Annotated in this window: 21 protein-coding genes and 1 tRNA gene; 10 read left to right on the top strand and 12 right to left on the bottom strand. The window is 51.6% G+C overall.

What is annotated here, in order from left to right:
• Positions 1–160: 160 nt before the first annotated feature.
• Both BZG81_RS10655 and BZG81_RS10650 read right to left on the bottom strand, forming a co-directional pair.
• A tRNA-Ser gene (locus tag BZG81_RS10655) sits at positions 161–251 on the bottom strand.
• 180 nt (positions 252–431) lie between these two features.
• Positions 432–1,640 (bottom strand): NupC/NupG family nucleoside CNT transporter, encoded by a 1,209-nt coding sequence (locus BZG81_RS10650; protein ID WP_077461092.1) that lies wholly within the window; start codon positions 1,638–1,640, stop codon positions 432–434.
• Between the two features lie 581 nt (positions 1,641–2,221).
• On the opposite strand from BZG81_RS10650, the gene BZG81_RS10645 reads away from it, so the two are divergent.
• The 3 genes from BZG81_RS10645 (at position 2,222) to BZG81_RS10635 (ending at position 4,906) form a co-directional block, all read left to right on the top strand.
• Complete coding sequence (locus tag BZG81_RS10645; RefSeq protein WP_077461091.1) at positions 2,222–3,499, top strand: NRAMP family divalent metal transporter; 1,278 nt, start codon at positions 2,222–2,224, stop codon at positions 3,497–3,499.
• Between the two features lie 207 nt (positions 3,500–3,706).
• The gene (locus BZG81_RS10640) at positions 3,707–4,375 is read left to right on the top strand and encodes a Bax inhibitor-1/YccA family protein (protein WP_046073363.1); all 669 of its coding nucleotides are present in this window, start codon (positions 3,707–3,709) and stop codon (positions 4,373–4,375) included.
• Between the two features lie 201 nt (positions 4,376–4,576).
• Positions 4,577–4,906 (top strand): TusE/DsrC/DsvC family sulfur relay protein, encoded by a 330-nt coding sequence (locus tag BZG81_RS10635; RefSeq protein ID WP_025744655.1) that lies wholly within the window; start codon positions 4,577–4,579, stop codon positions 4,904–4,906.
• Between the two features lie 137 nt (positions 4,907–5,043).
• Here BZG81_RS10635 and yccX read toward each other — a convergent pair whose 3' ends face one another.
• Positions 5,044–5,316 (bottom strand): acylphosphatase, encoded by a 273-nt coding sequence (gene yccX, locus BZG81_RS10630; protein ID WP_077677338.1) that lies wholly within the window; start codon positions 5,314–5,316, stop codon positions 5,044–5,046.
• An 81-nt stretch (positions 5,317–5,397) separates the two neighbouring features.
• Here yccX and BZG81_RS10625 point away from each other — a divergent pair, with 81 nt between their 5' ends.
• Together BZG81_RS10625 and BZG81_RS10620 are read left to right on the top strand one after the other, a co-directional pair.
• The gene (locus tag BZG81_RS10625; protein ID WP_077677337.1) at positions 5,398–6,771 is read left to right on the top strand and encodes a methyl-accepting chemotaxis protein; all 1,374 of its coding nucleotides are present in this window, start codon (positions 5,398–5,400) and stop codon (positions 6,769–6,771) included.
• A 185-nt stretch (positions 6,772–6,956) separates the two neighbouring features.
• Positions 6,957–8,144 carry a class I SAM-dependent methyltransferase gene (locus BZG81_RS10620; RefSeq protein WP_077677336.1) on the top strand — a complete coding sequence of 396 codons (1,188 nt, stop codon included), beginning with the start codon at positions 6,957–6,959 and terminating at the stop codon, positions 8,142–8,144.
• 185 nt (positions 8,145–8,329) lie between these two features.
• On the opposite strand, the gene BZG81_RS10615 is transcribed toward BZG81_RS10620, so the two are convergent.
• The 5 genes from BZG81_RS10615 to BZG81_RS10595 form a co-directional block, all read right to left on the bottom strand.
• Positions 8,330–10,213 carry a propionyl-CoA synthetase gene (locus BZG81_RS10615; protein ID WP_077677335.1) on the bottom strand — a complete coding sequence of 628 codons (1,884 nt, stop codon included), beginning with the start codon at positions 10,211–10,213 and terminating at the stop codon, positions 8,330–8,332.
• A 65-nt stretch (positions 10,214–10,278) separates the two neighbouring features.
• Entirely contained in the window at positions 10,279–11,730 is a 1,452-nt protein-coding gene (locus BZG81_RS10610; RefSeq protein WP_077677334.1) for a bifunctional 2-methylcitrate dehydratase/aconitate hydratase, read from the bottom strand.
• A 43-nt stretch (positions 11,731–11,773) separates the two neighbouring features.
• The gene (gene prpC, locus BZG81_RS10605) at positions 11,774–12,925 is read right to left on the bottom strand and encodes a bifunctional 2-methylcitrate synthase/citrate synthase (RefSeq protein WP_077677333.1); all 1,152 of its coding nucleotides are present in this window, start codon (positions 12,923–12,925) and stop codon (positions 11,774–11,776) included.
• A 114-nt stretch (positions 12,926–13,039) separates the two neighbouring features.
• Entirely contained in the window at positions 13,040–13,909 is an 870-nt protein-coding gene (gene prpB / locus BZG81_RS10600; RefSeq protein ID WP_077677332.1) for a methylisocitrate lyase, read from the bottom strand.
• A gap of 90 nt (positions 13,910–13,999) precedes the next feature.
• On the bottom strand, positions 14,000–14,713 hold the full coding sequence (locus BZG81_RS10595) for a GntR family transcriptional regulator (RefSeq protein WP_077647309.1): 714 nt from the start codon (positions 14,711–14,713) through the stop codon (positions 14,000–14,002).
• Between the two features lie 229 nt (positions 14,714–14,942).
• Here BZG81_RS10595 and BZG81_RS10590 point away from each other — a divergent pair, with 229 nt between their 5' ends.
• On the top strand, positions 14,943–15,545 hold the full coding sequence (locus tag BZG81_RS10590) for a YitT family protein (protein WP_077677331.1): 603 nt from the start codon (positions 14,943–14,945) through the stop codon (positions 15,543–15,545).
• A gap of 192 nt (positions 15,546–15,737) precedes the next feature.
• Complete coding sequence (locus BZG81_RS10585) at positions 15,738–16,610, top strand: (2Fe-2S)-binding protein (protein WP_077677330.1); 873 nt, start codon at positions 15,738–15,740, stop codon at positions 16,608–16,610.
• Here BZG81_RS10585 and BZG81_RS10580 read toward each other — a convergent pair.
• Both BZG81_RS10580 and BZG81_RS10575 read right to left on the bottom strand, forming a co-directional pair.
• The gene (locus BZG81_RS10580) at positions 16,607–17,722 is read right to left on the bottom strand and encodes an endonuclease/exonuclease/phosphatase family protein (RefSeq protein ID WP_108743483.1); all 1,116 of its coding nucleotides are present in this window, start codon (positions 17,720–17,722) and stop codon (positions 16,607–16,609) included. The genes BZG81_RS10585 and BZG81_RS10580 overlap by 4 nt on opposite strands.
• A 29-nt stretch (positions 17,723–17,751) precedes the next feature.
• On the bottom strand, positions 17,752–18,237 hold the full coding sequence (locus BZG81_RS10575) for a hypothetical protein (RefSeq protein WP_025744663.1): 486 nt from the start codon (positions 18,235–18,237) through the stop codon (positions 17,752–17,754).
• Positions 18,238–18,551: 314 nt separating this feature from the next.
• On the opposite strand from BZG81_RS10575, the gene BZG81_RS10570 reads away from it, so the two are divergent.
• Positions 18,552–19,007 carry a methylglyoxal synthase gene (locus BZG81_RS10570; protein ID WP_025744664.1) on the top strand — a complete coding sequence of 152 codons (456 nt, stop codon included), beginning with the start codon at positions 18,552–18,554 and terminating at the stop codon, positions 19,005–19,007.
• A 65-nt stretch (positions 19,008–19,072) separates the two neighbouring features.
• Here BZG81_RS10570 and helD read toward each other — a convergent pair whose 3' ends face one another.
• Positions 19,073–21,148 (bottom strand): DNA helicase IV, encoded by a 2,076-nt coding sequence (gene helD / locus BZG81_RS10565; protein ID WP_077677329.1) that lies wholly within the window; start codon positions 21,146–21,148, stop codon positions 19,073–19,075.
• Between the two features lie 243 nt (positions 21,149–21,391).
• Here helD and yccS point away from each other — a divergent pair, with 243 nt between their 5' ends.
• Together yccS and BZG81_RS10555 are read left to right on the top strand one after the other, a co-directional pair.
• Positions 21,392–23,653 carry a YccS family putative transporter gene (yccS, locus tag BZG81_RS10560; protein ID WP_077677328.1) on the top strand — a complete coding sequence of 754 codons (2,262 nt, stop codon included), beginning with the start codon at positions 21,392–21,394 and terminating at the stop codon, positions 23,651–23,653.
• 236 nt (positions 23,654–23,889) lie between these two features.
• A complete protein-coding gene (locus tag BZG81_RS10555; protein ID WP_077461079.1) occupies positions 23,890–25,059 on the top strand; it encodes a Card1-like endonuclease domain-containing protein in 1,170 nt (389 codons plus the stop codon).
• A gap of 103 nt (positions 25,060–25,162) precedes the next feature.
• On the opposite strand, the gene udp is transcribed toward BZG81_RS10555, so the two are convergent.
• Complete coding sequence (gene udp, locus BZG81_RS10550) at positions 25,163–25,924, bottom strand: uridine phosphorylase (RefSeq protein ID WP_077661226.1); 762 nt, start codon at positions 25,922–25,924, stop codon at positions 25,163–25,165.
• Positions 25,925–26,129: the final 205 nt, after the last annotated feature.

The raw sequence follows: 26,129 nt of genomic DNA, 5'->3' as shown, positions 1-26,129 counted from the left end.
CAAAAGGCCTTATAGGGCGATTTTTTGCGGGCTAGGTTATCAGATGCTGGGCAGTGTGTTTAGGCAAAGGCGTCTAAAATGTTGGCGCGGTCAGGGTTTGGGAGTTTGTGGGGGGATAAACGCAAAAAAGCCGCTGACTGAGCAGCGGCTTTTTTATATGTGGCGGAGAGATAGGGATTTGAACCCTAGAAGGGCTATTAACCCTTGCCGGTTTTCAAGACCGGTGCTTTCAACCACTCAGCCATCTCTCCGGAACGCGGCGTATATTATTGGGTTCGCTTTGGCTTGTAAACCCTTTATTTACCGCTTCTTGTCTGTTCGCTCAAGCTGTGATCAGCTTGGCGATATTGCTAGCAAAAGGCGATTAGCTTGCCGCCAATCGCCCTGCTTTTACTGAGATACTTTAACCGAGTCTCGTTACCGCGCAATGTTTATAGCGCGATAAAAATACCCGCCAATGCCGCACTCATTAGGTTGGCAAAGGTGGCAGCAATCACCGCGCGCACGCCTAAGCTTGCCACATCTTTGCGGCGCTCTGGCACCATGGCACCAATCGAGCCGAGTTGAATGGCAATCGAGCCGATATTGGCAAAGCCACACAAGGCAAAAGTCACAATCACCTGGCTTTGCACCGACAGGTTGGCTTTAATATCGGCAAAGGATAAGAAGGCGACAAACTCATTAAGCGCAATCTTCTGTCCCAAGAGGTTGCCGACATCAAACACTTCATGCACGGGTACACCGGTAAGCAGCGCCAGGGGTGAGAACAGGTAACCAAACAACATTTCTAGGCTTAAGCCGTCAATGTCGACCAACTCCCCTAAACTACTCAGCCCGGCGTTTAGCATCGCAATCACACTGATAAAGGCCACCAGCATGGTGCCGACCGCAACCGCGACTTTCATGCCGTTCATCGCCCCGCTAGCCAATGCATCAATCGCGTTTGCTTGGTCGCTATCGCTGATCTCAACCTGGCTTTGCTCGGCCGGTGTTTCGGTCTCTGGGACGATGATTTTGGCCATCAATAGCCCACCCGGTGCCGCCATAAAGCTCGCCGCAATCAGGTATTTTAAATCTACACCCATCGCGGCATAACCGCCAAGCACACTACCGGCCACCGAGGCCATACCGCCGACCATCACCGCAAATAGCTCTGAGCGAGTCATTTTGCTAAGAAAAGGGCGAACCACCAAAGGAGATTCGCCCTGAGAAAGAAAGATGTTACTGGTGGCTACCAGCGATTCAGCTCGACTGGTGCCGAGTAATCGCTGTATGCCCCCGCCGAGCAATTTAATAACCCACTGCATAATGCCGAGATGATAAAGGAGAGAAATCAGCGCACTGATAAAAATGATTAACGGCAAAACTTTAACAGCGAAGATAAATCCATCATTGGCCAGCGGACCAAATACAAATTCGATGCCTTCGTTGGCGAACGATAACAACTTAGCCGCGCCATTGCTCATTGAGCCCAGCATGGCTTGCCCAAAGGGGATATAGAGCACTAACGCCGCGAAACCGGCTTGCAAACCAAACGCGCCGAGCACGGTACGCCAATTGATAGCTTTACGGTTAGTGGAAAATGCGCACGCGCACAGAACCAGAGCGACGAGACCTGCCGCACTATAGAGGAGTTGCATAAATAGATTACCTTGCCGTGTTGTATTGCACTTGCGGTACGGATGAGTACGACACGCTGCCGGGGAGGCAAGAGGTTCCATCATGCGTTACATCGTACCGCGGGTTCGGTGAAGGTGGGCCCTACCTTGGACGCTTTTTCTTCAGCCGCGAATCGCGACACAGCCACTCTTTGCCTATCACTGAGCAAAGAGCGCATGTTGGGCGAGCATTCTATTGTGATTGGAGTCTCATTTCCAGCAGAATTTGATCTTAGATCACACTTATTCAGCCCTGATTGCACCCTGCTAAGATCTTTTCCGGCGCTGTCTGCTCTCTCAGACAATGGTCAGATGTTTATCGCTTTATATTTATGTCAGGTTAGCGGTGTTGGTCATTCGCACCCAGCGTGACGCCTATGCTGAATAAATATGGCAAGACTGGTTGACACGTTTAACTCATATGCTATTCATGGGTAGCTATTGACACAAACACTGAAGGCAAAACGATAAAAATCGGCCTTACGCGTAAAATATAAAAGCAATAGCGTTAAATCATAAAATTAAGCAAACACAACAACGCAATTATTATAAAGGAAACAACCATGCAAACCGTCTCTTCGCACCAGACAGCGCCCAGCTTGTCGGTGATGCAACGCCTACGCGCTTTAGGGCCAGGGATAATGATGGCCGCGGCGGCAGTAGGCGGATCTCACCTTGTTGCGTCTACCAARGCCGGTGCTATTTATGGCTGGCAGCTCGCAGCATTGATCCTGCTCGTTAACTTATTTAAATACCCCTTTTTCCGAGCAGGCGTACAATATACCGCAGGCACTGGCGAAACGCTGGTAGAAGGCTATGCGCGCTTAGGCCGCCCTTACTTGTGGCTGTTTGTTGCACTGAGTGCCGTGTCTGGTGTTATTAACACCGCTGCCTTGACCTTATTTAGCGCCAGCTTATTAAGCTATTTTGTGCCGTTTGATCTGTCACTAACGGTGTTGTCGACCATTATTGTGATCACTTGCCTGGTGATATTAATTGCTGGCCACTACAAGGCATTGGATCTGCTTGCTAAAGTAATCATGGCAACGCTAACTTGCGCCACTTTGGTCGCGGTTACAGTTGCGGTCGGTAACCCAGTCGCGGTCGAGCCTAGTTTTAATGCGCCGTCGATTTGGTCGGTAGCAGCGATTGGCTTTATCGTGGTCACCATGGGTTGGATGCCCGCCCCGATTGAAATTTCTAGTATTACGTCGGTGTGGCTCAAGCGCAAAGCGCAATCTGAGCCAATCAATGCCCAAGCGGCGCTGTTTGATTTTAACGTCGGCTACATTGGCACCGCGCTATTGGCGATTGTGTTCTTATCACTGGGTGCCCTGCTTCTGCACGGCAGCGGGGTTGAACTGAAACAATCCGGTATTGGCTTTTCTCATCAATTGGTGAGTTTGTATGCCGCCACCATTGGCGAGTGGTCACGTTATTTGATTGCGGTGGTCGCCTTTTTCTGTATCTTCGGCAGCACCATCACGGTAATCGATGGCTATGCGCGGGTGGTGTCGGAATCGCAACGGTTATTACGCGAGCAAACAGAAGCAGAAGCAAAACCCGCAGTTACACAAGGCTGGATGGTACTGATCGCTGTGTTGGCACTGGCTATCGTAGCATTTTGGACTGGGGCGCTGCTGACCATGCTTGATTTTGCCATGGTCGCGGCATTTGTCACCACGCCCTTTTTCGCGCTATTGAACTATATTTTGGTGACCAAGCACCGTTTACCACCCGAAGTGACCATGAGCAAGGCGATGCGCGCATTGGCAATCACCGGGCTGGTCTATTTATTTGGTTTCTTGGCCGTGTTCGTCTGGTGGAAGTGGTTGATGTAACAAACTTTACCTTGTTCGCGCTTTAAGGGCTGGGTTAACATCCCTTTACAACTTCACCATCGGTGTTAGGCGCGGATAAGGTATTATTAACCCTATAAAAGCCAGTCGTGGTTTAGATTAAGGACGTGGGCAGCTTGAAAAAGTGAACGACTGCCCACATAACTGTCGTATATAAAAATGGATTGTTAACCCAACCGGGAGAACGTTATGAACGATCGTATCGTTTCGCACAGCCAGTCACAGCAGAGTGCGTTATCTACAAACAAGGTGCTACGTAACACGTATGCACTGCTATCGATGACACTGATCACCAGTGCTATCGCGGCCTTTATCGCTATCGCTGTCGGCATCGGCCCAATGATGTCGCTAGGTATGACCCTAGGTGCGTTGGCGATCGTGTTCTTTGTGCTACCACGCACCATGAACTCTTCTGCCGGTATTGTGTGGACATTCGTCTTCACCGGCTTGCTGGGTGCCTCACTCGGCCCAACCCTGACTTACTACCTGAGCCTTTCTAGCGGCCCAGGCATTGTGATGCAGGCGCTTGCCACCACTGGGATGGTGTTCCTAGGCCTATCGGCGTATGCCATTACCTCTAAGAAAGACTTCTCTTTCATGGGTGGTTTCTTGGTTGCCGGTGTGATTGCCCTATTAGTGGCAATGGTCGCGAATATTTTCTTGCAGATCCCGGCGTTGAGCCTGGCAATTAGCACCATCGCGGTACTGATTTTCTCAGCCTTTATTCTGTATGACACCAGCAACATCATTAATGGCGGCGAGACCAACTACATCCGCGCCACAGTGTCGCTGTACTTGAACATCTTCAACATCTTCGTTCATATGCTGAGCATTCTTGGCTTTATGAACGACGACTAAACCCTAGGGACTCATCAGTAACAAACACAAAGAGCCGGCACGCGCCGGCTTTTTTGTCGTTAAATGGCGCACCCACTCAGTGCGGCGCGCAGCACGGAGTCGCGGTTGAACGCCAGTTGCACTCGCCCTCCCTGCTCGCTATGCTTTGCAGCTTTAATAACAGCGATAACGTCCGATCAGATGACGAACAAAGGTAAGACTATGCTGGTGTATGAAGGTGAAACCATTGCGACGGATGCGCAGGGGTATTTAAAAAATGTGGACGACTGGCACGAAGCATTAGTTCCCATGCTTGCAGAGCAAGAAGGCATTGCCCTTACCGAGGCCCATTGGGAAGTGATTCACTTTGTCCGCCACTTTTACCAAGAATACAACACCTCACCGGCGGTGCGTTTGTTGGTTAAATCGATGGAAAAAGAATACGGCCCAGAAAAAGGCAACAGCAAGTATTTGTTCAAGCTGTTCCCGAAAGGTCCCGCTAAACAGGCAACAAAACTGGCAGGTTTACCTAAGCCGGCTAAATGTCTTTAGTACCGATGGCCAGCCTATAAGCGCCGCACTGCCCACCGCGGCGCTTACATGTTTTAGCTAATTGCTATTTGTTACCTAGGCGCTGTTTTTTAGCTAAACACGACTTGTTACCTAGGCGACATGGTCCTATCGAGTCGCTATAGTATTGCGAAGCCATCTACGGCGCGCCACTCCACGTCTTCTTTATCGACCTGATCAACACCCGCGGTAGGCGGCCCTTTATCTAACCACGCCATGAGGGCATCCACCGATTCATTGCGGCCACATGCCAGTACCTCAACACGCCCATCCGGTAAGTTCTTCGCATACCCGGTCAATGAGAGCGTTATCGCTTCATGGGCGGTCTGATAACGAAAGCCAACCCCCTGAACGTGACCTGTGACATAGGCCCTAATACATTTTTGAGACATCGGTCACCTCTACTGTATTCCCATTGCAAAACGACACCTGTATAACGCTACATGAGACAAGTCGTTTGACAGGATTACGTCATGAAAGAAGTTGCGTTTCGATGGATTGATAAATATCTCATCCACCTTCGGCTCCAAGAGAAATTTTACCTTATTTTTTTCCTCCCCTTACTCGCAATGGTTGTGATTGCGCTTACCTTAGATGCAGCCTCGGATACCCGTGTGGCACACAAAATGGAGGCGGAAGGTCAAGCCATTCAAGCCATCGTTGAAAAATACGACCTCCCGAAAGGCGAGGTGCAAACCCTGCTCAATAGCCAGCAAACCGGTTTTACGTTCAATGGCAATGAGCTTATCTATCAGCTCGACGGCTCGCTATTTAGCCATATGAGCGCCACCGATTGGAGCCTGCTGCTTGGCATGGTCTTAGTCATTGCGGTGCTGATTTACTACATCATGACCTTTATCGGCGGCGCCATGTACACCATGAACCAAGCTCTATTAAAGCTAGCAGATGGTGAGCTAAGTTACCGGATGAACTTTATTCCGGTCCGTGATGAGTTTAGCCAGATCGCAGTCACCATCGATCAAGTGCTCGAGCGTGAACAGAGTTTGGTAAAAGCAATCCAGGAAAGCGCAGAGATGATGGACGGCCTGTCCGCAAGTTTGCAGCAGCGCAGCAATGAAAGCGAAGCTGTGGGCGAGAGCCAGCGTCAGTACCTTGATTCGCTGGCCAGCGCGACCGAAGAAATGGCGAGCTCAATTCGCGAGGTCGCAACGCATGCCACCGAGACATCAACCCAAACACAAGAAGCCACAGAAGCTGCAAATCTGGGGCGTCAGCAAGTTCAGCAAACCATGACCGCGATTAATGGTCTTGCCAGCGAGATAGCTCAAGCGGCAGATAAAGTCAGCGAGCTGAGCAAAAACGCCGAGCAAATCGGTACCGTGGTAACCACCATTAACGGTATTAGTGAACAAACTAACCTACTGGCGCTCAACGCCGCGATTGAAGCCGCGCGTGCCGGCGAACAAGGTCGTGGCTTTGCCGTGGTCGCAGACGAAGTGCGCACACTGGCTAGCCGCACCCAGGAATCGACGGTTGATATTCAATCTATGATTGAGTCACTGCAAACGCACACCGCCGAGCTACGCCGGGTGATGGAAGGCACGGTTGAAAATGCGTCAGCCAGTGAGGCGGCGGTGCAAGAGATTGATACGGAGATCAGCCAAATCGCTGAGCGCAGTGGCACCATTGCCGATCGCAGCACCGAAATTGCCGCCGCTGCTGAGCAGCAAGGTAATGTTGCGGGTACGATTTCGCAAGATGTGGAGCAAGTACGCAGCCAGTCTACCCAGGTTGCCCAAATGCTGCGTGATTCCGCTACCGAAGTGAGCGAACTTGGCGCACAAGCCCACCAGCTTAAAACCTTAGTGGCAGGGCTTCGCACCTAACGCCATAGCTTGATTCCATTATTCCCCTTATCGCGCGCCCTACTCTGGGCGCGTTTTTATTGCAATGCCGTCAGCCTTGCTCGACAATACCCGCCCTTTTTGCTTTATCCGCAAGTCACGTCATGATGCAGGTGCCTCACTCAGCATTTTGACGTGTTTTGCACCACCCATTGTTAGGAACCATCATGACTGCCACTGTGTATCTCGCCAAAGGCCGCGATAAATCAATCAAACGCCGCCATCCTTGGATTTTCTCGCGAGGAATCACCCGCGTTGAAGGCAAGCCCGGATTAGGTGACACTGTCACTGTTTGTGATCATCAAGGCGAATTTTTAGGCCTAGGGGCATTCTCGCCGCAATCACAAATTCGGGTACGCATGTGGTGCTTTGAGAAAACCATCATCGACAGTGACTTTTTCCTCGCCCGTATTCGTGCGGCAAAATCGCTACGTACCATGCTCGCCGAGCGTGATGGCTTAACCGGTTACCGTCTATTGGCCGCCGAGTCAGACGGTGTGCCCGGCATTACCGTGGATAAATACGATAACTACCTAGTGTGCCAATTGCTGAGCGCCGGCGCGGATGCCCAACGCGATAACCTGGTCACCGCACTGCGTAGCGAATTTCCTGACTGCCATATTTACGAACGCTCGGATGTTGCGATTCGCAAAAAGGAGGGTTTGAAACCACGTATCGGCGTATTACACGGTGACGAGCCACCGGCCACTGTCATCATCGAAGAAAATGGGGTTGCGATTGAGGTCGACATTACCAAGGGCCATAAAACCGGTTTTTATCTCGACCAGCGTGATAGCCGCGAGCAAGCGGTTAAGTATATGGATGGCAAACGCGTCTTAAACTGCTTTTGTTACACTGGCGGCTTTGGCTTGTATGCGCAAAAAGGCAATGCCAAACAGGTCATCAATGTGGATGTGTCACAGCCGGCGCTCGATAGAGCCAAGGCCAATGCCGAACGTAACGGCTTTGATCTCACCCGTGCTGAGTTTGTGAATGCCGATGTGTTCAAGCTGCTGCGCACTTATCGCGAACAAGGCGAACGGTTTGACGTCATTGTGATGGACCCGCCCAAGTTTGCCGAATCGAAATCACAACTGAACGGCGCATGCCGCGGTTATAAAGATATCAATATGCTCGCCATGCAGCTGTTAAACCCAGGCGGTGTGCTGCTCAGTTATTCATGTTCAGGGCTGATGGACTCAGGGTTATTCCAAAAGATCTTGGCGGACGCGGCATTAGATGCGGGTAAAAACGTGCAGTTTATCGAACGCTTTGCACAAGCCGCGGATCACCCCACTCACAGTGCTTATCCAGAAGGTTTCTACCTCAAAGGGTTTGCGTGTTTGATTCAATAAGCCCGCGCATCACTCAATAAGCGCGCTCTTATCTTAACGCGTGGTATTGCTGTGATACCACGCGTTGTCGCACCTATTGTCACGCTCAGAATGACAAGCTCCAAAATGACAAGCTCTAAATAGCAAGCCCTGAATAACAAGGCCTAAATAATAAAGCTTGAATAACAAAGCTTGAATAACAAAGCTTACGATGACAACGCCGAGGCAATCGCCTCCAAACTGCTAGGGTCATCAATGGTCGAGGGGACTTGATACGACTCGCCATCCGCCATTTGGCGAATAATACGGCGCAAGATTTTACCTGAGCGTGTTTTGGGTAATTTATCGACGATAACTGCTTGTTTAAAGCAAGCAATTGCGCCAATTCTGTCACGCACACGCTGCACCAATTCCCGTTCTATCTCGCCACTCACTGAGACAAAGCCGTCTTTCAGCACCACTAAGCCGAGCGGCAATTGGCCTTTAAGCTCATCGTGCATGCCCACCACCGCACATTCGGCGACCGCTTCATGGCTGCCTAACACCTCTTCCATTTCGCCGGTCGATAAACGGTGACCTGCGACGTTAATCACATCATCAATCCGTCCCATCACAAACACGTAGCCATCTTCATCCATGTAACCCCCATCACCAGACACATAATAGCCGGGGAACTGGCTGAGATAGCCGGCTTCAAAGCGATCGTGGTTACGCCACACCGTGGGCAGGCAGCTAGGCGGCAGGGGCCGTTTTATCGCAATATATCCTTGTTGGTTTGGCGCCGCCAGTTCGCCCATTTCATCAAGGATCTGCACTTGATAGCCAGGGCTTGGCATGGTTGCCGAGCCGGGCTTGGTCGCAAAGCAGGTTAACCCTAATGGATTGCCTGCAATCGCCCAGCCAGTTTCGGTTTGCCACCAGTGATCAACCACGGGTCGCTGGGTCTTTTCTTCCACCCATTCCAATGTCGGTGGATCAAGCCGTTCGCCCGCCATAAACACGGTGCGTAAGGATGTCATCGGATAGCGCGCAAGGTGATCACCGTTTGGATCTTGTTTTTTAATCGCCCGAAAGGCGGTAGGCGCCGAGAACAAGATGCTGACGTTATATGTATCAACCACGCGCCAAAAGGCACCCGCATCCGGTGTACCGACGGGCTTGCCCTCAAACATCACCGTGGTGCAGCCATGTAGCAAAGGGGCATACACAATATACGAGTGCCCCACCACCCAACCGACATCCGACGCGGCCCAAAACACCTCGCCGGGTTTGACGTTGTAAATCGCGCTCATGCTGTACTTCATCGCCACGGCATGACCGCCATTGTCACGCACTACGCCTTTGGGTTTGCCGGTGGTGCCAGAGGTGTAGAGGATGTATAAAGGATCGGTGGCTTTGACGGGCACCGGTGCTGCAGGCTTTGCTTCAGCCAATAATGCTGCCCAGTCGGCATCACGCGGATTGTCTAAATTGGCACGACACATCGCACGTTGATAGACCACCACATGGTCGGGTTTGTAGCGGCTGTCCATGATGGCTTGATCAACCATCGGCTTATACGCCAAGGTTTTCTCGCCTTCAATCCCGCATGAGGCGGTGAGCACCGCTTTGGGCTCCGCATCTTCAATCCGTACCGCCAGCTCGTTCGGGGCAAAGCCACCAAACACCACCGAATGAATAGCACCAAGCCGTGCGCAAGCGAGCATCGCTACGGTTGCTTCTGGGATCATGGGCATATAAATCACCACGCGATCCCCTTTTTCAACCCCTAGTCCTGCCAACATGCCCGCCACTTTCGCCACATAGTCACGCAGCGCCGCATAAGTGTAGGTGGTTTTTTTATCGGTAACCGGTGAGTCGTAAATCAGCGCGGTTTGCTCGCCCCGGCCTTGTTCGACATGGGCATCGAGTGCCATATACGCGGTGTTCATAGTGCCATCGGCAAACCAGCGCTCAATGCCATTGTCGTCTTTGCTAAGCATGGTTTGAGGAAAGGTAAACCAATCGAGCTGTTTGGCCTGTGCCTGCCAAAATCCCTCGGGATCACGGCTAGCCCAATCCGCGTGGTGTTGATAACTGGCTTCTTGCATAAGCGGCTCCTTATCGCCCGCGATCAGCGAGCGATGAGTTAGCAAGCAACGTGTTGAGAACGTGCTTAGTTAATCACAAACAGCGACATAAATTCGTGCACCGGGGTTTTCTCCAGCGCGGCCTGGTCGTTACATAAGGCGGCAATTTTATCGCTCTGTGCTTGCGGGAACCGAGTTACCAAGTTGGAGCGGAATTTTTGCTCCAGCACAGGGATCCCTTCCTCACGGCGACGGCGATGACCAATCGGGTATTCCACCGCGACTTGTTCAGTGTGGCTGCCATCGGTAAAGAAGATTTGGATCGCATTGGCAATCGAGCGCTTTTCGGCTTCTAGGTATTCCGCGCTATAGCGTGGGTCTTCTTTGATCACCATTTTTTGCCGTAGCGCGTCAATACGCGGGTCGGCGTGATGGAAGGCATCTTCATAGTGCTCGGCCACCAGATTGCCGTATAACAGCGGCACCGCCACCATATATTGCAGGCAGTGGTCACGGTCGGCCGGGTTGGCCAACTCCCCTTCTTTAGAAATGATGCGAATGGCCGATTCATGGGTGGTGATTTCAATACGTTCAATCTCGTCAGCCCGGTCTTTAACCTGTGCATGCAAGGTAACGGCCGCTTCCACCGCGGTTTGAGCATGAAACTCAGCAGGGAAGGCAATCTTAAACAGCACGTTTTCCATCACGTAGCTGGCAAAGTCTTGTTTGATACTAAAGGGATTACCGTTAAACAGCACATCGTAATAGCCCCATTTGGGCGCGCTGAGTACCGACGGCATTCCCATTTCGCCTTTCATGGTGATCATCGCCAGACGCACCGCGCGAGAAGTGGCATCGCCCGCCGCCCACGATTTGCGTGAACCGGCGTTCGGCGCATGGCGGTAGGTGCGCAGCGCGCAGCCATCCACCCACGCTTGTGAAACGGCATCAATGATCTGATCCCGATTACCGCCCAGCATTTTGGTGACCACCGCCGTTGATGCCACGCGCACCAATAAAACGTGATCGAGCCCGACGCGGTTAAAGCTATTTTCAAGAGCAAGCACGCCTTGGATCTCATGCGCTTTGATCATCGCAGTCAATACATCGCGCATGGTAAGCGGCGGTTTGCCTTCGGCCACGGCCACACGGCTTAAGTAATCGGCGGTGGCCAAAATTCCACCTAGGTTATCGGACGGATGGCCCCACTCGGCGGCGAGCCAAGTATCGTTAAAATCGAGCCAGCGAATAATACAACCGATGTTAAACGCGGCAGTGACCGGATCAAGCTCATGAGAGGTGCCCGGCACACGCGCACCATGTTGCACTGTAGTACCCGGCACCAGTGGACCCAGGTGTTTGGTGCATTCAGGGAAACGTAACGCCAGCAAGCCACAGCCAAGGGTATCCATCAAACAGTTGCGTGCGGTGTTGTAGGCTTCTGCCGAGGCAATCGGCGTGCTATCGACATAGTCAGCAATTTGCACCAATAAGGCATCGGGGTCGGGGCGCTGGTTCAGTTCTACGTTGTTGCTCATGGTCAATTCCTTCTGTAATTTCAATCGGGTGAATGCGCGCCGATTAGGGGCGCTGATCGATAGGTAGCCAATCTTGGTGTTCAGGGCCGTCGTAATCGGCACTTGGGCGAATAATGCGGTTATTGGCGCGCTGCTCAAACACATGCGCCGCCCAGCCCGTTACTCGGCTCATCACAAAAATCGGGGTAAACAATTTGGTTGGGATCCCCATAAAGTGATAGGCCGATGCGTGATAAAAATCGGCATTGGGGAACAAGCCTTTTTCGCGCTTCATCACTTGCTCAACCCGCTCAGACACGTCATAAAGCCAAGCGTCTGGTGCGTTTTCGGCAAGCTGTTTCGACCAATGTTTGATAAGGGCATTGCGGGGATCTGACTCACGGTAAATTGCATGGCCAAAGCCCATCACCTTGTCTTTATTGGCGAGCATTTGCATTAACCCTGCTTCGGCTTCGTCAGGTGTGCGCCACTGTTCCAGCATCGCCATTGCCGCTTCGTTGGCACCGCCATGTAATGGGCCGCGCAAACTGCCGATGGCCGCAGTAATGCAAGAGTGCAAATCGGACAAGGTGGACGCGCACACTCGGGCGGTAAAGGTCGAAGCATTGAACTCATGCTCGGCATACAGCACCAGCGAGCAATGCATCACAGATTCATGCAGTGGCGACGGGGTTTCATCAGTCAGCATTTTGAGGAAGTAACCACCAATGCTTTTCACCTCTGGCTGATAGGTATCGACCCGCACGCCATCATGCGAATAGCGATACCAATAGCAGATAATGGCCGGTAACATCGCCAACAGCGTATCGGTTTTATCCGCTTGCTCACTAAAATCGGTTTCTTGATCCAAATTACCCAGCATCGAGCAGCCACTACGCATCACATCCATGGGGTGCGCATTGGCCGGGATCCGTTCCAACACCGCTTTTAAGGCGTCAGGTAATCCCCGCTTGCCAACCAAGGTTTCTGTGTAATCAGCCAGTGCTTGGCGATTGGGGAGTTGACCTTTGAGTAGCAGGTACGCCACTTCCTCAAATTGGGCGTGATTGGCTAAATCGGTAATGTCATAACCCCGGTAGGTTAATCCAGTGCCGGTTTGCCCGACCGTACACAAGGCGGTGATGCCGGCACTTTGGCCGCGAAGGCCCGCGCCGGAGAGTGATTTGTCTTTGGGTGCGACGGCGACATTTGTCATGATTGGCTCCTTTCCTTTGATGCCATCAGATTCAACCGCTGCATGAATCCGTGAACGTGGCGATAATTCCAGTGGTGTAACCGACGTTTTAACACCGAGGGTGTGCGTCTGTGATCACTCTTTGCCAAATAGGCGATCCAATTGCTGTTCGTAGGCGTGATACTCCAAGAAGTCATAGAGCGCATCACGGGTTTGCATGGCGTCGACCACGTTTTTCTGGTGGCCATCATCCAGCAGGTGTTGATACACATTGAGGGCGGCTTGGTTCATAGCACGAAACGCAGAGAGCGGATACAACACCATGCTGACCCCCACGCTCGCTAGTTCTTGACTGGTAAACAGTGGGGTTTGACCAAACTCGGTGATATTGGCCAATACCGGCACCTTTACTTGCTCGACAAAGGCTTGGTACTGCTCGAGCGTTTGCATGGCTTCGGGGAAAATCATGTCCGCGCCCGCTTCTACGTACGCTCTGGCGCGGGCGACGGCACTGTCCATGCCTTCCACCGCCAACGCATCGGTGCGCGCCATGATCACAAACTCAGGATCGGTGCGCGCGTCCACCGCCGCTTTAATGCGGTCGACCATTTCAGCTTGGCTGACAATTTCTTTGTTGGGACGATGACCGCAGCGCTTTTGCGCCACTTGATCTTCCATATGCACCGCGCCCGCGCCGGCGCGTTCCATTTCGCGAATGGTACGAGCAATATTGAGCGCACCGCCAAAACCGGTATCAATATCTACCAGCAAGGGCACATCGGTTGCTGCGGTGATCCGGCGGACATCTTCCAACACATCGTTGAGAGTCGTGATCCCCAAATCCGGTAAGCCGTAAGAGGCGTTAGCAATCCCGCCTCCGGATAGATAAATGGCTTGATGCCCCACCCGCTCTGCCATCATGGCGCAATAGGGGTTAATTGTGCCGACGACTTGCAGCGGAATATTGCTGCTCACCGCTTGGCGAAAACGCGCACCTGCACTCATAGTATTCTCCTTGTAAATTCGTGGCTTAGCGGGGATCACCGCCGCACTATTTTTAATTCGTCAGTGACTATTCAATCTGCTATTTGCTATTCAATCTGCTATTCGCTGTTCAATCAGTTGGCGGCTGCGCTGAATGTGACGACGCATCAGCATTTCCGCCAGCTCGGCATCGCGCTCGCGAATTGCCGCCAAAATTTGCATGTGCTCTTGCAGCGCTTGCTGGGGGCGAGAATGCGCCCGGGGCGATTGAAAGCGGTACATACGCAGCAAGTGGTATAACTCACCACATAACAGATTGATCAGTTTCTGGTTATGGCTGGCTTTGATGATGCAATAATGAAAATCAAAGTCGCCTTGTTGATGAAAGTAGGCCGCCCCCTCCACCCGCTCGATATAGGCATGGTGGGTGGCGAGCACCTCACTTAACTGATCGATCTCGGCATCGGTGATGTGCGCGCACGCCAGTCTTGCCGCCATGCCCTCTAAGGCTTCTCGCACTGCGTAGATCTCGGCTAATTGGCGATGTGTCAGCGTCACCACTCTCGCGCCCACATGAGGCACCCGCTCTACCAGTCCTAAGGCTTCGACCCGCATCATCGCCTCGCGCAGTGGACCTCGGCTGACGCCAAACGCGGCGGCTAATCCCGCTTCCGATACCTTGGTGCCTGCTGGATAGGTGCCGGTGACAATCGCCTCGATAAGCTGCTCGGTCAGGCTCGCTGACTTGGTGGGCTCACGTGACTCAGCCGGAGTCGATTGCGTGTGTTGATCGAGAGTCTGGTCATTTGTCGACAATAAAGACATAAATACCGCCTAAAAACTTTAATACAGCCAGAATAGAATAAGATTGTAGACAATGTAGATTAGACTTTGGTCTGTAGCGACGTATTTTTGTCGTGATCTCGCCCACAACGTAAATGATAATGTACGCATTGATTTGTTATTCACTTGTTATCAAACGGATGTTTGACTCGACCTCATTGAAAAGCAGCGTATGGTGTAGCGGTCGTTTTAATAGGGATAGAACGCAAGTATGGATAGAAATCATTCCAAGCGTGAAAACGCATTGGCGCTACTCATTGGGAGTAGTCTGGTGTCACTTGGCATCTTCTTTTTCAACCAAGTAGGCCTACTCACCGGCGGTACCGCTGGGCTGGCACTCTTTTTACAACGTGTCACCGACTTTAGTTTTGGTGAGCTTTTCTTCGTGATCAACCTACCTTTCTATTGGCTCGCTTACACCCAAATGGGTAAACGCTTCACCTTAAGTACCTTGGTCGCCGTCAGCATTGTGTCTTTCTGTGCTGATCACTTACATCGCGTGCTCACCATTCAAAGTATTCATCCCGTCTATGCCGCTTTGATTGGCGGTGGCCTCATTGGTATGGGCATGCTGGTGATGTTTCGGCATCAATGCAGTTTGGGCGGGTTTAACACCTTAGCGCTGTTCTTACAGCAACGATTCGGCATCCGCGCCGGGAAAGTGCAAATGGCGCTGGATTGCTCGATTGTGGTGTTGTCACTGATGGTCGTTGAACCATGGCTAATTGCCTTATCTGTCGCCGCGGCGATTACCACTAACCTCGTGCTGGCGATGAATCACAAGCCTGGGCGCTATCAGGTCCAGCCGGGATAGGCGCATACCCCTTATATCGGTGCAGTCGGCTCCGCTGCACCGATCATCTTTTCTCGCCAGGCTACATTTTTTCTCGCCAAGCTACATTTTTCTCGCCAAGCTACACTCTTAAACCAAATACGAATCACTCTTACAATTGGTTATATCACGTGGTAAATTCTTCTTTTTAGGCGCCAACTCAAAGGAGTGTTGATGAGCGCAGCTAACCCTACCGTTGATGCATTACCATTACCCGCCACAGTGACACTGCCCTCTTTTCCGCCAGCCCTGGGCTTATCTATGGTGCCTGATGCGGTGAAAGGCGTTTCGCTCCGTAAGCAGCTCACCACCGCGCAAGGGCTGGCGCATTGTTTTTCTGCAGTGAACGCCACCTATGGCGATGCGGATAGCCGTGCCCAAGGTACCCTTTTTATCGGGGCTTATGCGTATGAGTTTCTGCTGCCGGTGCTGGCAAGCTGGCTACAGGGCGGGCAGATACCATCACTGGACTTGGATAATTGGCAGGTGAAATACGAACCTACCCGCGTCACTAAACCCAATGGCCAAGAGCTTGTTTATCACAAGCCGCATTTTTATCTCAGCGCCCTTGAGGGATGGAGACGGCAAGATCACCAGGACTGGCGAGCGATTTTGCATGGTGCTTTATTGCATCACTTTTCGCCCATCGTCGATGCGATTGCCGAGCAAAGTGGTATGCGTGAGGGGCCACTATGGAAAGTGATCGCGGATTCAATCTGTATTGCTTTCTTAATGGTCGGGAAGCATCGCGATTGTGAGCAGGCCGCGCGTGAAGCCGCGCTGTCGATCGTTCATCAACGCGGCACCCCGCTTTATAGCAAGCGCAGTGGTTTTCACGATGTCACCGTCTACGATCCGAACGACACCCAAACCGTGCTGCAAACCCATAGCTTCCGTTTGCGCGGCGGCTGTTGCCGGATCTTTACTGTCGATGATCACAGCTATTGCTCAACTTGCTGTTTTTTAAAACCGGATGAACAAGCTAAACGGCTCGCTGAAGTCGCGTGTCAACGTGAAGGCGTAGCGCTGGACTCGCAGCCTCGCTAATTGAGCGCCACATCGACCCAAACAAGGCGGTGATCCGAGTGGGCACGCGCGTGTTCTTGGCCGTTTTTATCACAAATCAGTGGGTAGTCGGTATCATCAGGGGCAGGCCAAAATACGCCGGAGGCTAACACCGTAAGCTCTCGCGAAGGCAAGACATAATCGAGGCGCAGCCCGCCGTTATGGGTAGCGATTGCCCGCCCTTTGCCATCGATAAAGCGAAACGCGTGAGACTGGGCCGCCTCACTTTTTGGCACCTGCGCACCAGTGGCGACATCAGGGTGCACACGCGGATGGTTAAGCAAGGCACCAATGGCTTGCTTATCCCCATCGCCGTAGCTCGGGTCCGCATTTAAATCGCCGATCACCACAAAAGGTATCTCGGAAGAAAGCCCGCCGTGGACGCCCTTGTCGTCCACCAGCCAATCCGCGTTATCCAAAAGGCCAATTAGTTGGTGAATTTCATCACTGTTGCGCCGCCAATTACGCTTTTCAGGCCCATCAAACACCGGCGGCGTGGGGTGACACGCTACCAAGCGTATCTGCTGATCGCCGATACTGATCGGCACAGAGACCAGGTTTTTCGAAGCTAGACGTAGCTTTTTTTTCGCCGCTTCGGTGTAGTAGTCAGACGGAATTTGATGGTGAGGCAGCTGATGCCACGCAAAGTGTTGCCAAGTGCGAATCGCGGTGTCTTCAATGGGGTAACGCGATATGATCACAAAGCCAAACTGACCATGATAGTCGCCAAAGCCATGACACTGCTGAGCATCCGTTAAACGTGGATGCGCGCTGACCGGCACCGTGAGTTTTAAACCCGTGTTGGTGGCAGGCAAATAGCGATACGGATAATCAATCGGGGGGTCGCCGTCTTGCGATTTAGCTAAGTGGCGCTCACAAAATGCGGCCAGTGCACCATCATCGCCACCATCGCCTGGGTGATCAAATTCACACAGCACCACCACATCAGGTCGCACGCGCTGTAAGGTGGCCGCGAGGTTTTTAATTTGCCGACTCGGCGTTGGTGCCTGCATCTGTGATTTAATGTCGCCAGCCTTGCGCCCTGCCAAAGACAGGTTAAATTGCGCAAACCTCAGGGTTGATGGTGCTGTCATGATAGCCTACTCGTGCGCTGAAAAGCCGACTATTTTAACAGGCTCTCAAGGGCACGACGAATTTGTAATGCATCTTCGACGGCACGATGGGGGGCGGGTCCCAATGCTTTCATTTCGCGACTAAAATCACGTCGGTCGAGATCACTGTGCTTTTTTAGCCACTGGTTTACCTCCATTAACGTAAATGAAGGACGCATATAGCAGGCTTTATAAAGCCGCCCCATCCAAAATAGGTCCCACTGGCTGTCGCACAATACATGCTCAAACGGTGCGAGCGTTTGGTTAAGGTGCTGACATACTGCCAATACACTGGTGCCTTCTGTGGCTAATGTCTTTTGCGAGATACCATGAATACGGGATTCAGCTTCGTGGTCCCAGTGATGCCAATGGCCACTGGCGGTGGAGGGATCAATTAAAAAACTTTGACTATCGCCATTTGGCAATACGTATCCTACCTCAATCGGGTAAGACATTAACGACAAACCGGATGCTTCAAAATCCAGTGTCACCCACATACGCGTACTCCTTGCTCATAAACTCTCCTGTATAACGAGGCGTTTCCCTTGCCTAGTTAGTTAACTGTAGCCTTTTTGTTGTCACTTCGATGGACTGTCGCGCCACTTTTGCGTGCTTGATTAACAACTGGCTGTAAAAACAGACTTCATTTCATGTGCTTGGAGAGTTTTTATTGATAATGTGATAACTCTAACAGCCTATGTTCGGCGTTTGTCAGGTGTACGCTATAATTCGATGCAAGATTGGCGTAGGCTTCAATACACTGTTCATTCGCAGTTTGGCGTTAACCGCCTTGTTTTAGATGGAATCGATTATGAAACAAACGTCTCGCACCATGCTTGCACGCAAACACGTCGCGTTAGTGGCACATGATCACTATAAAGATGCCTTGAGCGACTGGGTAAAAGAAAATAAAGAAATACTGAGCCAGCACGCGCTTTATGCCACCGGCACCACGGGCCACATCCTTGCAAGAGAAACAGGGCTAAAAATAACACCTTTGATGAGCGGCCCGATGGGCGGGGATCAGCAACTCGGGGCGATGATTTCTGAACAAAAAATCGATGTGATGATTTTCTTCTGGGATCCTCTCAATGCGGTCCCACACGATCCAGATGTTAAAGCGCTACTGCGCGTCGGCTCCGTATGGAATATTCCAATTGCCACCAACCGCTCAACCGCCCGCTTTATGATCACGTCGCCGCTATTCGGGCAGGATGTCGATATCCAAATTCCTGATTATCAAGCGTACTTAGACGAGCGTTTGTGATCTTTTTTCCCACACTGTCTGTCGATAACTAACGCCGTCTATGGCTAACAGTGTGGGAGACCGCCTCAAAGGTTTCCTTTCAGTTCCTCCACAAACGGTGAGGCATGGCCTTTTTGATGTACTAGCCACACTTGTTTTTGGGCACGCGTCAGGGCGACATAACATAATCGCCGTTCTTCCGCGTGTTCAATTGGCTCTTCATTTTTCCCTAATAAGGCCTCATCGAGTGACAGCGAGCGTTGCTTGGCCGGAAACACTCCCTCATCCATGCCGAGAATAAACACATAGTGGGCTTCTTGCCCCTTGCTGGCGTGCGCGGTGGTATAGCGAAGGGCCAGTGAGGGATACGTTTTCTGCCAAGTTTCTAGATCGTTAGGGCATCGAGAGTGGGTGCGACCAATCAGCATAACAGTCACGGGTTGCGTCGTTTTGGCGTGCTTTTTGGCAAGGCTTGCCAGTGTCTTTTCTAACTTATCGTCAGTGATTACTTTAATCGCTTTGGGCGTTTTCGCCGATGCTTTGTCGCGCGCGTAATCCAATTGCTTAGTGAGCTGTTTGGGGTTTTGGCAAATAAACTGCTGCGCAATATCCCCCAACGCTGCTGGATAGCGATAACAGGTGGTCAGCCAGCAAATTTCACTGTCTCCAAAGCGCTGAGCAAAATCCGTGGTTAAACTGACATCGGCACCGGCAAAACGATAAATGGCTTGCCAATCATCCCCGACGGCATATAAGGAGACGCGTGGCGTTAAGATTTCACTGTCCGTTTTGCCGTGACACAAGGCCTCGAGCATCGCCAATCGTGCCGGCGAAATGTCTTGGTATTCATCGACCATCACAAACTGGATGGGCGTGGCGAATTTTCGCTGTTGGAACAACTTGGTCGCTTTTACGATCAGTCCATCAAAATCAACGGCGTTCTCCGCTTTTAGTGCTTGTTTATAAGCTTGATACAACGGCCAAATCACCGCCAGTTCGTTTTTTAACCCGATCTGCTCCTCAAAGCTTGCCAGTTTATCGGTCAGCGCACGCTTGGTGGTATTGGCTTGGATCACCCGAGAGAGACGCGACCAAACCCAGCTGTGCAACCGACTTTCATGGGCACACGCGCTGAGCTCGGCCTGATCATCAATCGGCAGTGCGTGCTGCTGATGCAGTTTTTCCCATGCTTTATGTGTGTTGGGCTGCTGCCACTGCTCGGCGAGTGCTTGAGTCAGCCAGGCGGCTTTGGCGGTCTCATCACTGGCCAGCGAGGAAATGATAGGGGCCTGCCCTTGGTGCTCAGCAAGTTGCTGGCGGGCAAAGCCATGAAAAGTGGTGACATTCACCTCATGGCCGGTTTTGGTCTTGATCCGGGTTTTAAGCTCAGTCGCGGCATCACGGCCAAAGGCAAGCAATAAAAGCTGCTCAGGCTTGGCTTGCCCACTTTCAATTAAGTAGGCAGCGCGTGCCACCAGTACGCTGGTTTTGCCGCTACCGGGCCCCGCCACCACCAAGGTATGAGATTCATCGGTAAGCACAGCCTCACGCTGCGCCGGATTCAGTGGTGACGATTCAATCTGATCAAACCAGGTTTGCCACTGGTTGAGCATCGCCGCTTGCCATTGCTGATTACGGGTTTTCAGCCAATGGGTATCGCCTTGCAACACCGGCATCAACGTGGTGGCGACGCCTTCATCTAACTGGGAAAGGAAAGCAGCTGGGATCCCCTCGCTTTCTAGCGTATCCAATAACGTTTGCTGGGCAGTGCGTAATTGCGCCATGCGAACGTATCCTGGCGCGTTCACCAGCGCCTCATAGTCAGCCAGCAAGCTCGGTCGAATGAGCGCTAACTGTTTTTGATAGCGTGCGACATAGGCTTGATAACGCGCATGAATGGCTTTACCGGCCTGTTTAGCACGTCGCCAAGGCAGGCCAAACACATCAAATGGATAAGCATCTCCTTGCTCTGTGAAGCCAGTCAACGAGATGGTTCCCCAGAGTAGCCCACGCGAAATGGTGAGCTGCCCATTCCAGGCAGAAAAGGGAATATATTGACGATGGTGGCGAGATTCGAGCAGTAAGCCATCATTTTCTAGCTGTAAACTATAATGATCGCCATAAACAAGCCATTGTGCCCAGCGATTTGCAGAGAGTTTCATATCAATACGTTAGTCAGCCAATGAGGGATAGGCGCGGCCTTTAAAAGATGCTTGGCATGCTACTGCTCACCATCCTATAAATCAATTCAATCGCCCACAAAGCCTGTTCTCAGCGTCGATTCTCTTGAGGAATTGACCTACCGCAACCAAACGATAAAAGCGGTGCTTAAAGACGCATTCAGGGTTAGTTTCTCGGGCCGTTTCTGGTATCTTGCCAGCATTGTTGGCCGATAACGTTTATTTATGTCTTTTTCTCTGCCACGTTTTCCCACCGTGCCACTCACGTTGCGTGAGTATTGGGCCAATCACCGGATTAATGACAGCATTCGTGTGCTGATTGCGCTGATGGGCGTTGCCTTGTATGCCAGTTACGCTGGACGTACCGATATTGTCACCCCGCTCGTCCTTGGCGTCATCGCCTCGGCACTGGCAGAAGTGGACGATCATTTTTGGGGCCGAGTACGCGCACTTGGCGTCACCTTGGTCTGTTTTACTGTGGCGGCGTTTTCCGTCGAACTCTTATATGACACGCCATGGTTATTTGCTATCGGCCTCACCGTGTCGAGTTTTGGTTTTATCATGTTAGGGGCCATCGGTGAACGCTATGGCACCATTGCGTTTGCGTCGTTACTGTTGGCGGTCTATACCATGCTAGGCATGGAGCAAGGCAGTGATATGTGGTTACAACCGATGATGCTGCTGTCAGGGGCAGTCTGGTATGGCCTTTTGTCGCTGATATGGATTGTCATCTGGCCTCATCGTCCGGTACAGCATCGGCTCGCGGCGGTATTTCGCCAAACCGCGACCTATATGGAAACCAAATCGAACCTATTTCACCCTGTGACAGAATTGGTCCCCCAGCCGACCCGCATCGCCGCGGCTAACCGAAATGCCCAAGTCGTCGCCGCACTCAACCAAGCCAAGGCATCTTTGCTGGCCCGTGCACGACGGGGGCGATTGACTAAACGGCATCAAGCGTTGCTGCAAACCTATTTTATTGCCCAAGATATCCATGAACGTGTCAGCTCTTCGCACTATCGTTATCAAGATCTTGCCGCGCAGTTTTTCCATTCTGATATCTTGTTTCGCTTTGAAGCCTTGCTCAATGCCCAGGCCAGTGCCTGTCGCGATGTTGCACAAGCGTTATCGATCGGGGCGCGCTACCAGCACCCAAAAGCGGGTCAGCAAGCGTTACTGGCCATTCAGCAATCGATGCAATATTTATTGGCTGAACAAACCCAAGATGCCTCGCGCATGGCCTTACTTCATCAGCTCGATTTTCTCTATAAAAACCTAGAGACCGTTGAGGAGCAGTTGGCGAGCCTTAGTAATTTAGCTGCCAATGATGGCACACAAGAAAGCGAACTGGCCGACCCCGATGCGCGCTCTCTGGGCGAAATGGTGTATCGGATCCGTCGTCAGATGACACTCAAATCGCTACGTTTTCGCCATGCGGTGCGCCTCTCTTTGTCACTACTCGCCGGCTACGGGGTGATTCAAGGGCTATCGCTTGAACATGGGTTTTGGATCTTAATGACGATTCAATTCGTTTGTCAGACGAACTACTCGGCGACGCGAAACAAACTCAAAGAACGGATCCTAGGGACCGTGGGTGGGTTGCTATTAGGTGTGCCCGCTTTGTATTTGTTCCCCGATCCGAGCAGCCAGTTAGCGTTAATGGTGATCACGGGGGTACTCTTTTTCGCTTTTCGTACCGTGCAGTATACGCTCGCGACCCTGTTTATCACCCTGCTGGTACTCATGTGCTTTAGCCAATTTGGTCAGGGCTTTGCGGTTATCTTGCCACGGCTGGGAGATACCGTGATCGGCTGCCTGATTGCTGTCGCCGCCGTTCGTTACGTGCTCCCCGATTGGCAAGCGCACCGGTTGCGTGGGATCATGACCGAGGCGTTACAAGCCAATCGTGATTACCTTGCCCATGTGATCGCACAATATCGTGTCGGTAAACGCGATAATCTCGCCTACCGAATCGCACGTCGCCATGCACACAATGCCGATGCCGAGCTCACCACCGCCATCAGTAACATGTTGGTCGAGCCAGGACGCTATCGCACCAACATTGAAGAGACGTTCCGGTTTTTGTGTTTGAACAATGCGATGTTGAGCTATATTTCTGCGCTTGGGGCTCACCGCCGTCGCATGGACGATGAGGTTAATCATCAGAAAGTGGCGCAACTGCATCGTGACATTCACCAATCACTCAATGCGTTAACCGAACGACTCCGGCGCGAGCTGCCGACCGAGCAACCCACTCAAGTGGCATCAACCGGTGATAAAACCCTCTCCGGCGACCTGGCAGACACTCACCCAGACGTTGTGTATCACGACACCCCAGAGCCTAACGTCGCCGCTCATGATAGGGTCGATAACACACCGTTAAGCATGGTGCTGCAACAGTTAACATTAATTCAGCGTATGATCCCTGAGTTAAATATGCTCACTGCGACATTGCGTCAGCAAGCACTCAAACAAAGCCGGACTTAGCGCCTCCTCACACGCACGTGCCCAGCTATCGAGCCGTCGTTGGCTGGGCTTGCGGTTAAAACACTGACACTGACGCCTCAAGGTCAGCACTCTGTCAAATTACACTTATTTACGCGATCTACGGTTGAAAGCCTGACGTTGAAGACGGATATTAGATCCATGTCATCTGTTGAGTCTGGCAACTATACTTATCATTTAGCGGCTTGTTGTCGCCGCATAGCCCGCCTGGAGCATTTATGGCTATTCATGTAGGAATCATTGATTCGGATCCAGTCCGACTCGTTACCCCGGTTTTACATCAACAATTGCCTGTCAGTAAGTTGGTATTGATTGGTACGCTTGAACAAGATCTCGAGTTTGAGCGACTCACTCGTGTGTTAGCACCGAAAGGCATTGAAACGGAGTTTTTTGAAATCTCGGATGATATCAATATCCGAGAAGTCAAAAGCCAAGTAAAGCGTCTTGCCGAACAGCTCACCCAATCTTCTGAAGACATTCTTTTTAATGCGAGCTGTGGCCTACGCCACCAATTATTGTCTGCTTACGAAGTGTTTAGAACCTATCAATGGCCCTGTTATGTGATTGAGCCCTACAGCGACGAATTGTGCTGGCTCTATCCCGACGGTCTTCCACAGCAACAGGTTGAAGATCATATTAGTTTGACCGAGTACATGACGATTTTTGGTGCCCGTTGCGCAGATCACGATGAAGAGGAAACCGGCTGCCTCACCAATGATATTTATCGGTTAGGAGAAAAATGGGCGAGCAATGCGTATGAATTAGGCCCAGGCTTAGCCACTTTAAATTACTTAGCGACCACTTGCCGAAAAGAACAGTGCCTGGATGTTGCATTGAGTGAAAAACAGCAAGGCTATCGCGAACTTGGGATGCTGCTCGACGATTTATCGGATGCGGGATTAGCGCGCTACGAAAATGGTGTGCTCACTTTTAGCTGTGAGGAAGCCCGACGTTTTGCCAACGGAGAATGGCTGGAAAGCTACGTGCACCACACGGTCACTTCTATCCAAAAAGAATTACCGACCATCCAAGACAGTGCGCTTTCTATGCAGGTTTATCGCCAAATTGGCGAGCGAGAAGTCCGCAATGAGTTGGATGTCGCCATGGTGGTTAACAATAAGCTTCATATCATTGAGTGCAAGACAAAAGGCATGTCTAGCGACGGTGATGACACCCTGTATAAATTAGAGTCTTTGCGCGATTTACTGGGTGGCTTGCAAGCACGTGCGATGCTGGTCAGCTTTAGACCATTACGTCATCACGATATTACACGGGGTACAGATCTGGGTTTAGCTTTGATCGGCCCTGACCAGCTGGCCAACTTACGCACCCATCTTTACGATTGGTTTATTGCCGCTGGCGGTACTATCGAAGTAAGAACAAGTTAATCGCTTACGCAAGGCGATACGACACGTTCGACAACCTTGTCGGCAATAAAAAACGCGGTGCTCATCAGGGCACCGCGTTCAAGGATAACGATATCGCGCTAGCTTATAGTAGCTTACGGGCCGCTTCCACCACCACTTTGATCGAACGTGCTTCCGTTTCTTTTAAGGTCGCGTGATCTGGGATTTCTTTTTGCGTACGGTTGATAATCACACCCGCGACACAACCAGCACGTAAGCCTGAGCTGGCACACATGGTCAGCAAAGTGGCCGATTCCATCTCAAAGTTCAACACACCCATCTCTTGCCATTCTTGCATTGAGCCTTGGAAACGACGCACAACGCGACCGCTAAAGGTGTCATAACGCTCTTGGCCAGGGTAGAAGGTATCACTTGATGCGGTCACCCCTGTATGTACGGTAGCACCCTCTTCATCAACGGCGGCTTTCATCGCGGTCGCAACATCAAAATCAGGCACCGCTGGGAATTCCATCGGTGCAAAGTGAGTACTGGCACCGTCAAGACGTACAGAGCCGGTGGTCACGATCATATCACCGACGTTAATGTCAGGCTGGATAGCGCCTGTAGTACCAACACGCAAGAAGGTATTCACGCCCAATTGCGCCAATTCTTCTACCGCAATAGACGTTGACGGTCCACCAATGCCGGTTGAGCAAACCACCACGGATTTGCCATCTAGCCAACCGAGGTACAAGGTATATTCACGCTGTGAGGCGAGAAACGTTGGGTTTTCCATCAAGTTCGCGATTTTTTCAACGCGAGCAGGATCACCAGGAATGATGGCAGTGGTTGCGCCTTGTAGATCGGCTTTTGTGACGCCAAGGTGGAATACAGGGGTATCAGACATAATCAGTCTCCTCGCTGGATGCTATCATCAGCATTTAAAATAATGTAAGGCCTACCGAGGTAGGCCTGAACTCGTTATTGATTATGTGTTTAGGATACCCAAATCTGCTCCTTTTTATGTGACCATAATCGACATATTGCACGATCATCTCTTACAGATTTCAGGATTTAGAGATCAATATCACTTTATAAAGGCAAAAGCAGAC

The sequence above is a fragment of the Salinivibrio sp. MA607 genome (genome assembly GCF_001996245.1).
GTDB classification, from domain to species: Bacteria; Pseudomonadota; Gammaproteobacteria; order Enterobacterales; family Vibrionaceae; genus Salinivibrio; species Salinivibrio costicola.
This window is presented reverse-complemented; position numbering and strand designations above follow the sequence as displayed.

Coding starts and splice junctions, on each gene's coding strand:
- BZG81_RS10650 (WP_077461092.1), bottom strand. CDS start 1,640: ATGCAACTCCTCTATAGTGCGGCAGGTCTCGTCGCTCTGGTTCTGTGC.
- BZG81_RS10640 (WP_046073363.1), top strand. CDS start 3,707: ATGAACGATCGTATCGTTTCGCACAGCCAGTCACAGCAGAGTGCGTTA.
- BZG81_RS10635 (WP_025744655.1), top strand. CDS start 4,577: ATGCTGGTGTATGAAGGTGAAACCATTGCGACGGATGCGCAGGGGTAT.
- yccX (WP_077677338.1), bottom strand. CDS start 5,316: ATGTCTCAAAAATGTATTAGGGCCTATGTCACAGGTCACGTTCAGGGG.
- BZG81_RS10625 (WP_077677337.1), top strand. CDS start 5,398: ATGAAAGAAGTTGCGTTTCGATGGATTGATAAATATCTCATCCACCTT.
- BZG81_RS10620 (WP_077677336.1), top strand. CDS start 6,957: ATGACTGCCACTGTGTATCTCGCCAAAGGCCGCGATAAATCAATCAAA.
- BZG81_RS10615 (WP_077677335.1), bottom strand. CDS start 10,213: ATGCAAGAAGCCAGTTATCAACACCACGCGGATTGGGCTAGCCGTGAT.
- BZG81_RS10610 (WP_077677334.1), bottom strand. CDS start 11,730: ATGAGCAACAACGTAGAACTGAACCAGCGCCCCGACCCCGATGCCTTA.
- prpC (WP_077677333.1), bottom strand. CDS start 12,925: ATGACAAATGTCGCCGTCGCACCCAAAGACAAATCACTCTCCGGCGCG.
- prpB (WP_077677332.1), bottom strand. CDS start 13,909: ATGAGTGCAGGTGCGCGTTTTCGCCAAGCGGTGAGCAGCAATATTCCG.
- BZG81_RS10595 (WP_077647309.1), bottom strand. CDS start 14,713: ATGTCTTTATTGTCGACAAATGACCAGACTCTCGATCAACACACGCAA.
- BZG81_RS10590 (WP_077677331.1), top strand. CDS start 14,943: ATGGATAGAAATCATTCCAAGCGTGAAAACGCATTGGCGCTACTCATT.
- BZG81_RS10585 (WP_077677330.1), top strand. CDS start 15,738: ATGAGCGCAGCTAACCCTACCGTTGATGCATTACCATTACCCGCCACA.
- BZG81_RS10580 (WP_108743483.1), bottom strand. CDS start 17,722: ATGACAGCACCATCAACCCTGAGGTTTGCGCAATTTAACCTGTCTTTG.
- BZG81_RS10575 (WP_025744663.1), bottom strand. CDS start 18,237: ATGTGGGTGACACTGGATTTTGAAGCATCCGGTTTGTCGTTAATGTCT.
- BZG81_RS10570 (WP_025744664.1), top strand. CDS start 18,552: ATGAAACAAACGTCTCGCACCATGCTTGCACGCAAACACGTCGCGTTA.
- helD (WP_077677329.1), bottom strand. CDS start 21,148: ATGAAACTCTCTGCAAATCGCTGGGCACAATGGCTTGTTTATGGCGAT.
- yccS (WP_077677328.1), top strand. CDS start 21,392: ATGTCTTTTTCTCTGCCACGTTTTCCCACCGTGCCACTCACGTTGCGT.
- BZG81_RS10555 (WP_077461079.1), top strand. CDS start 23,890: ATGGCTATTCATGTAGGAATCATTGATTCGGATCCAGTCCGACTCGTT.
- udp (WP_077661226.1), bottom strand. CDS start 25,924: ATGTCTGATACCCCTGTATTCCACCTTGGCGTCACAAAAGCCGATCTA.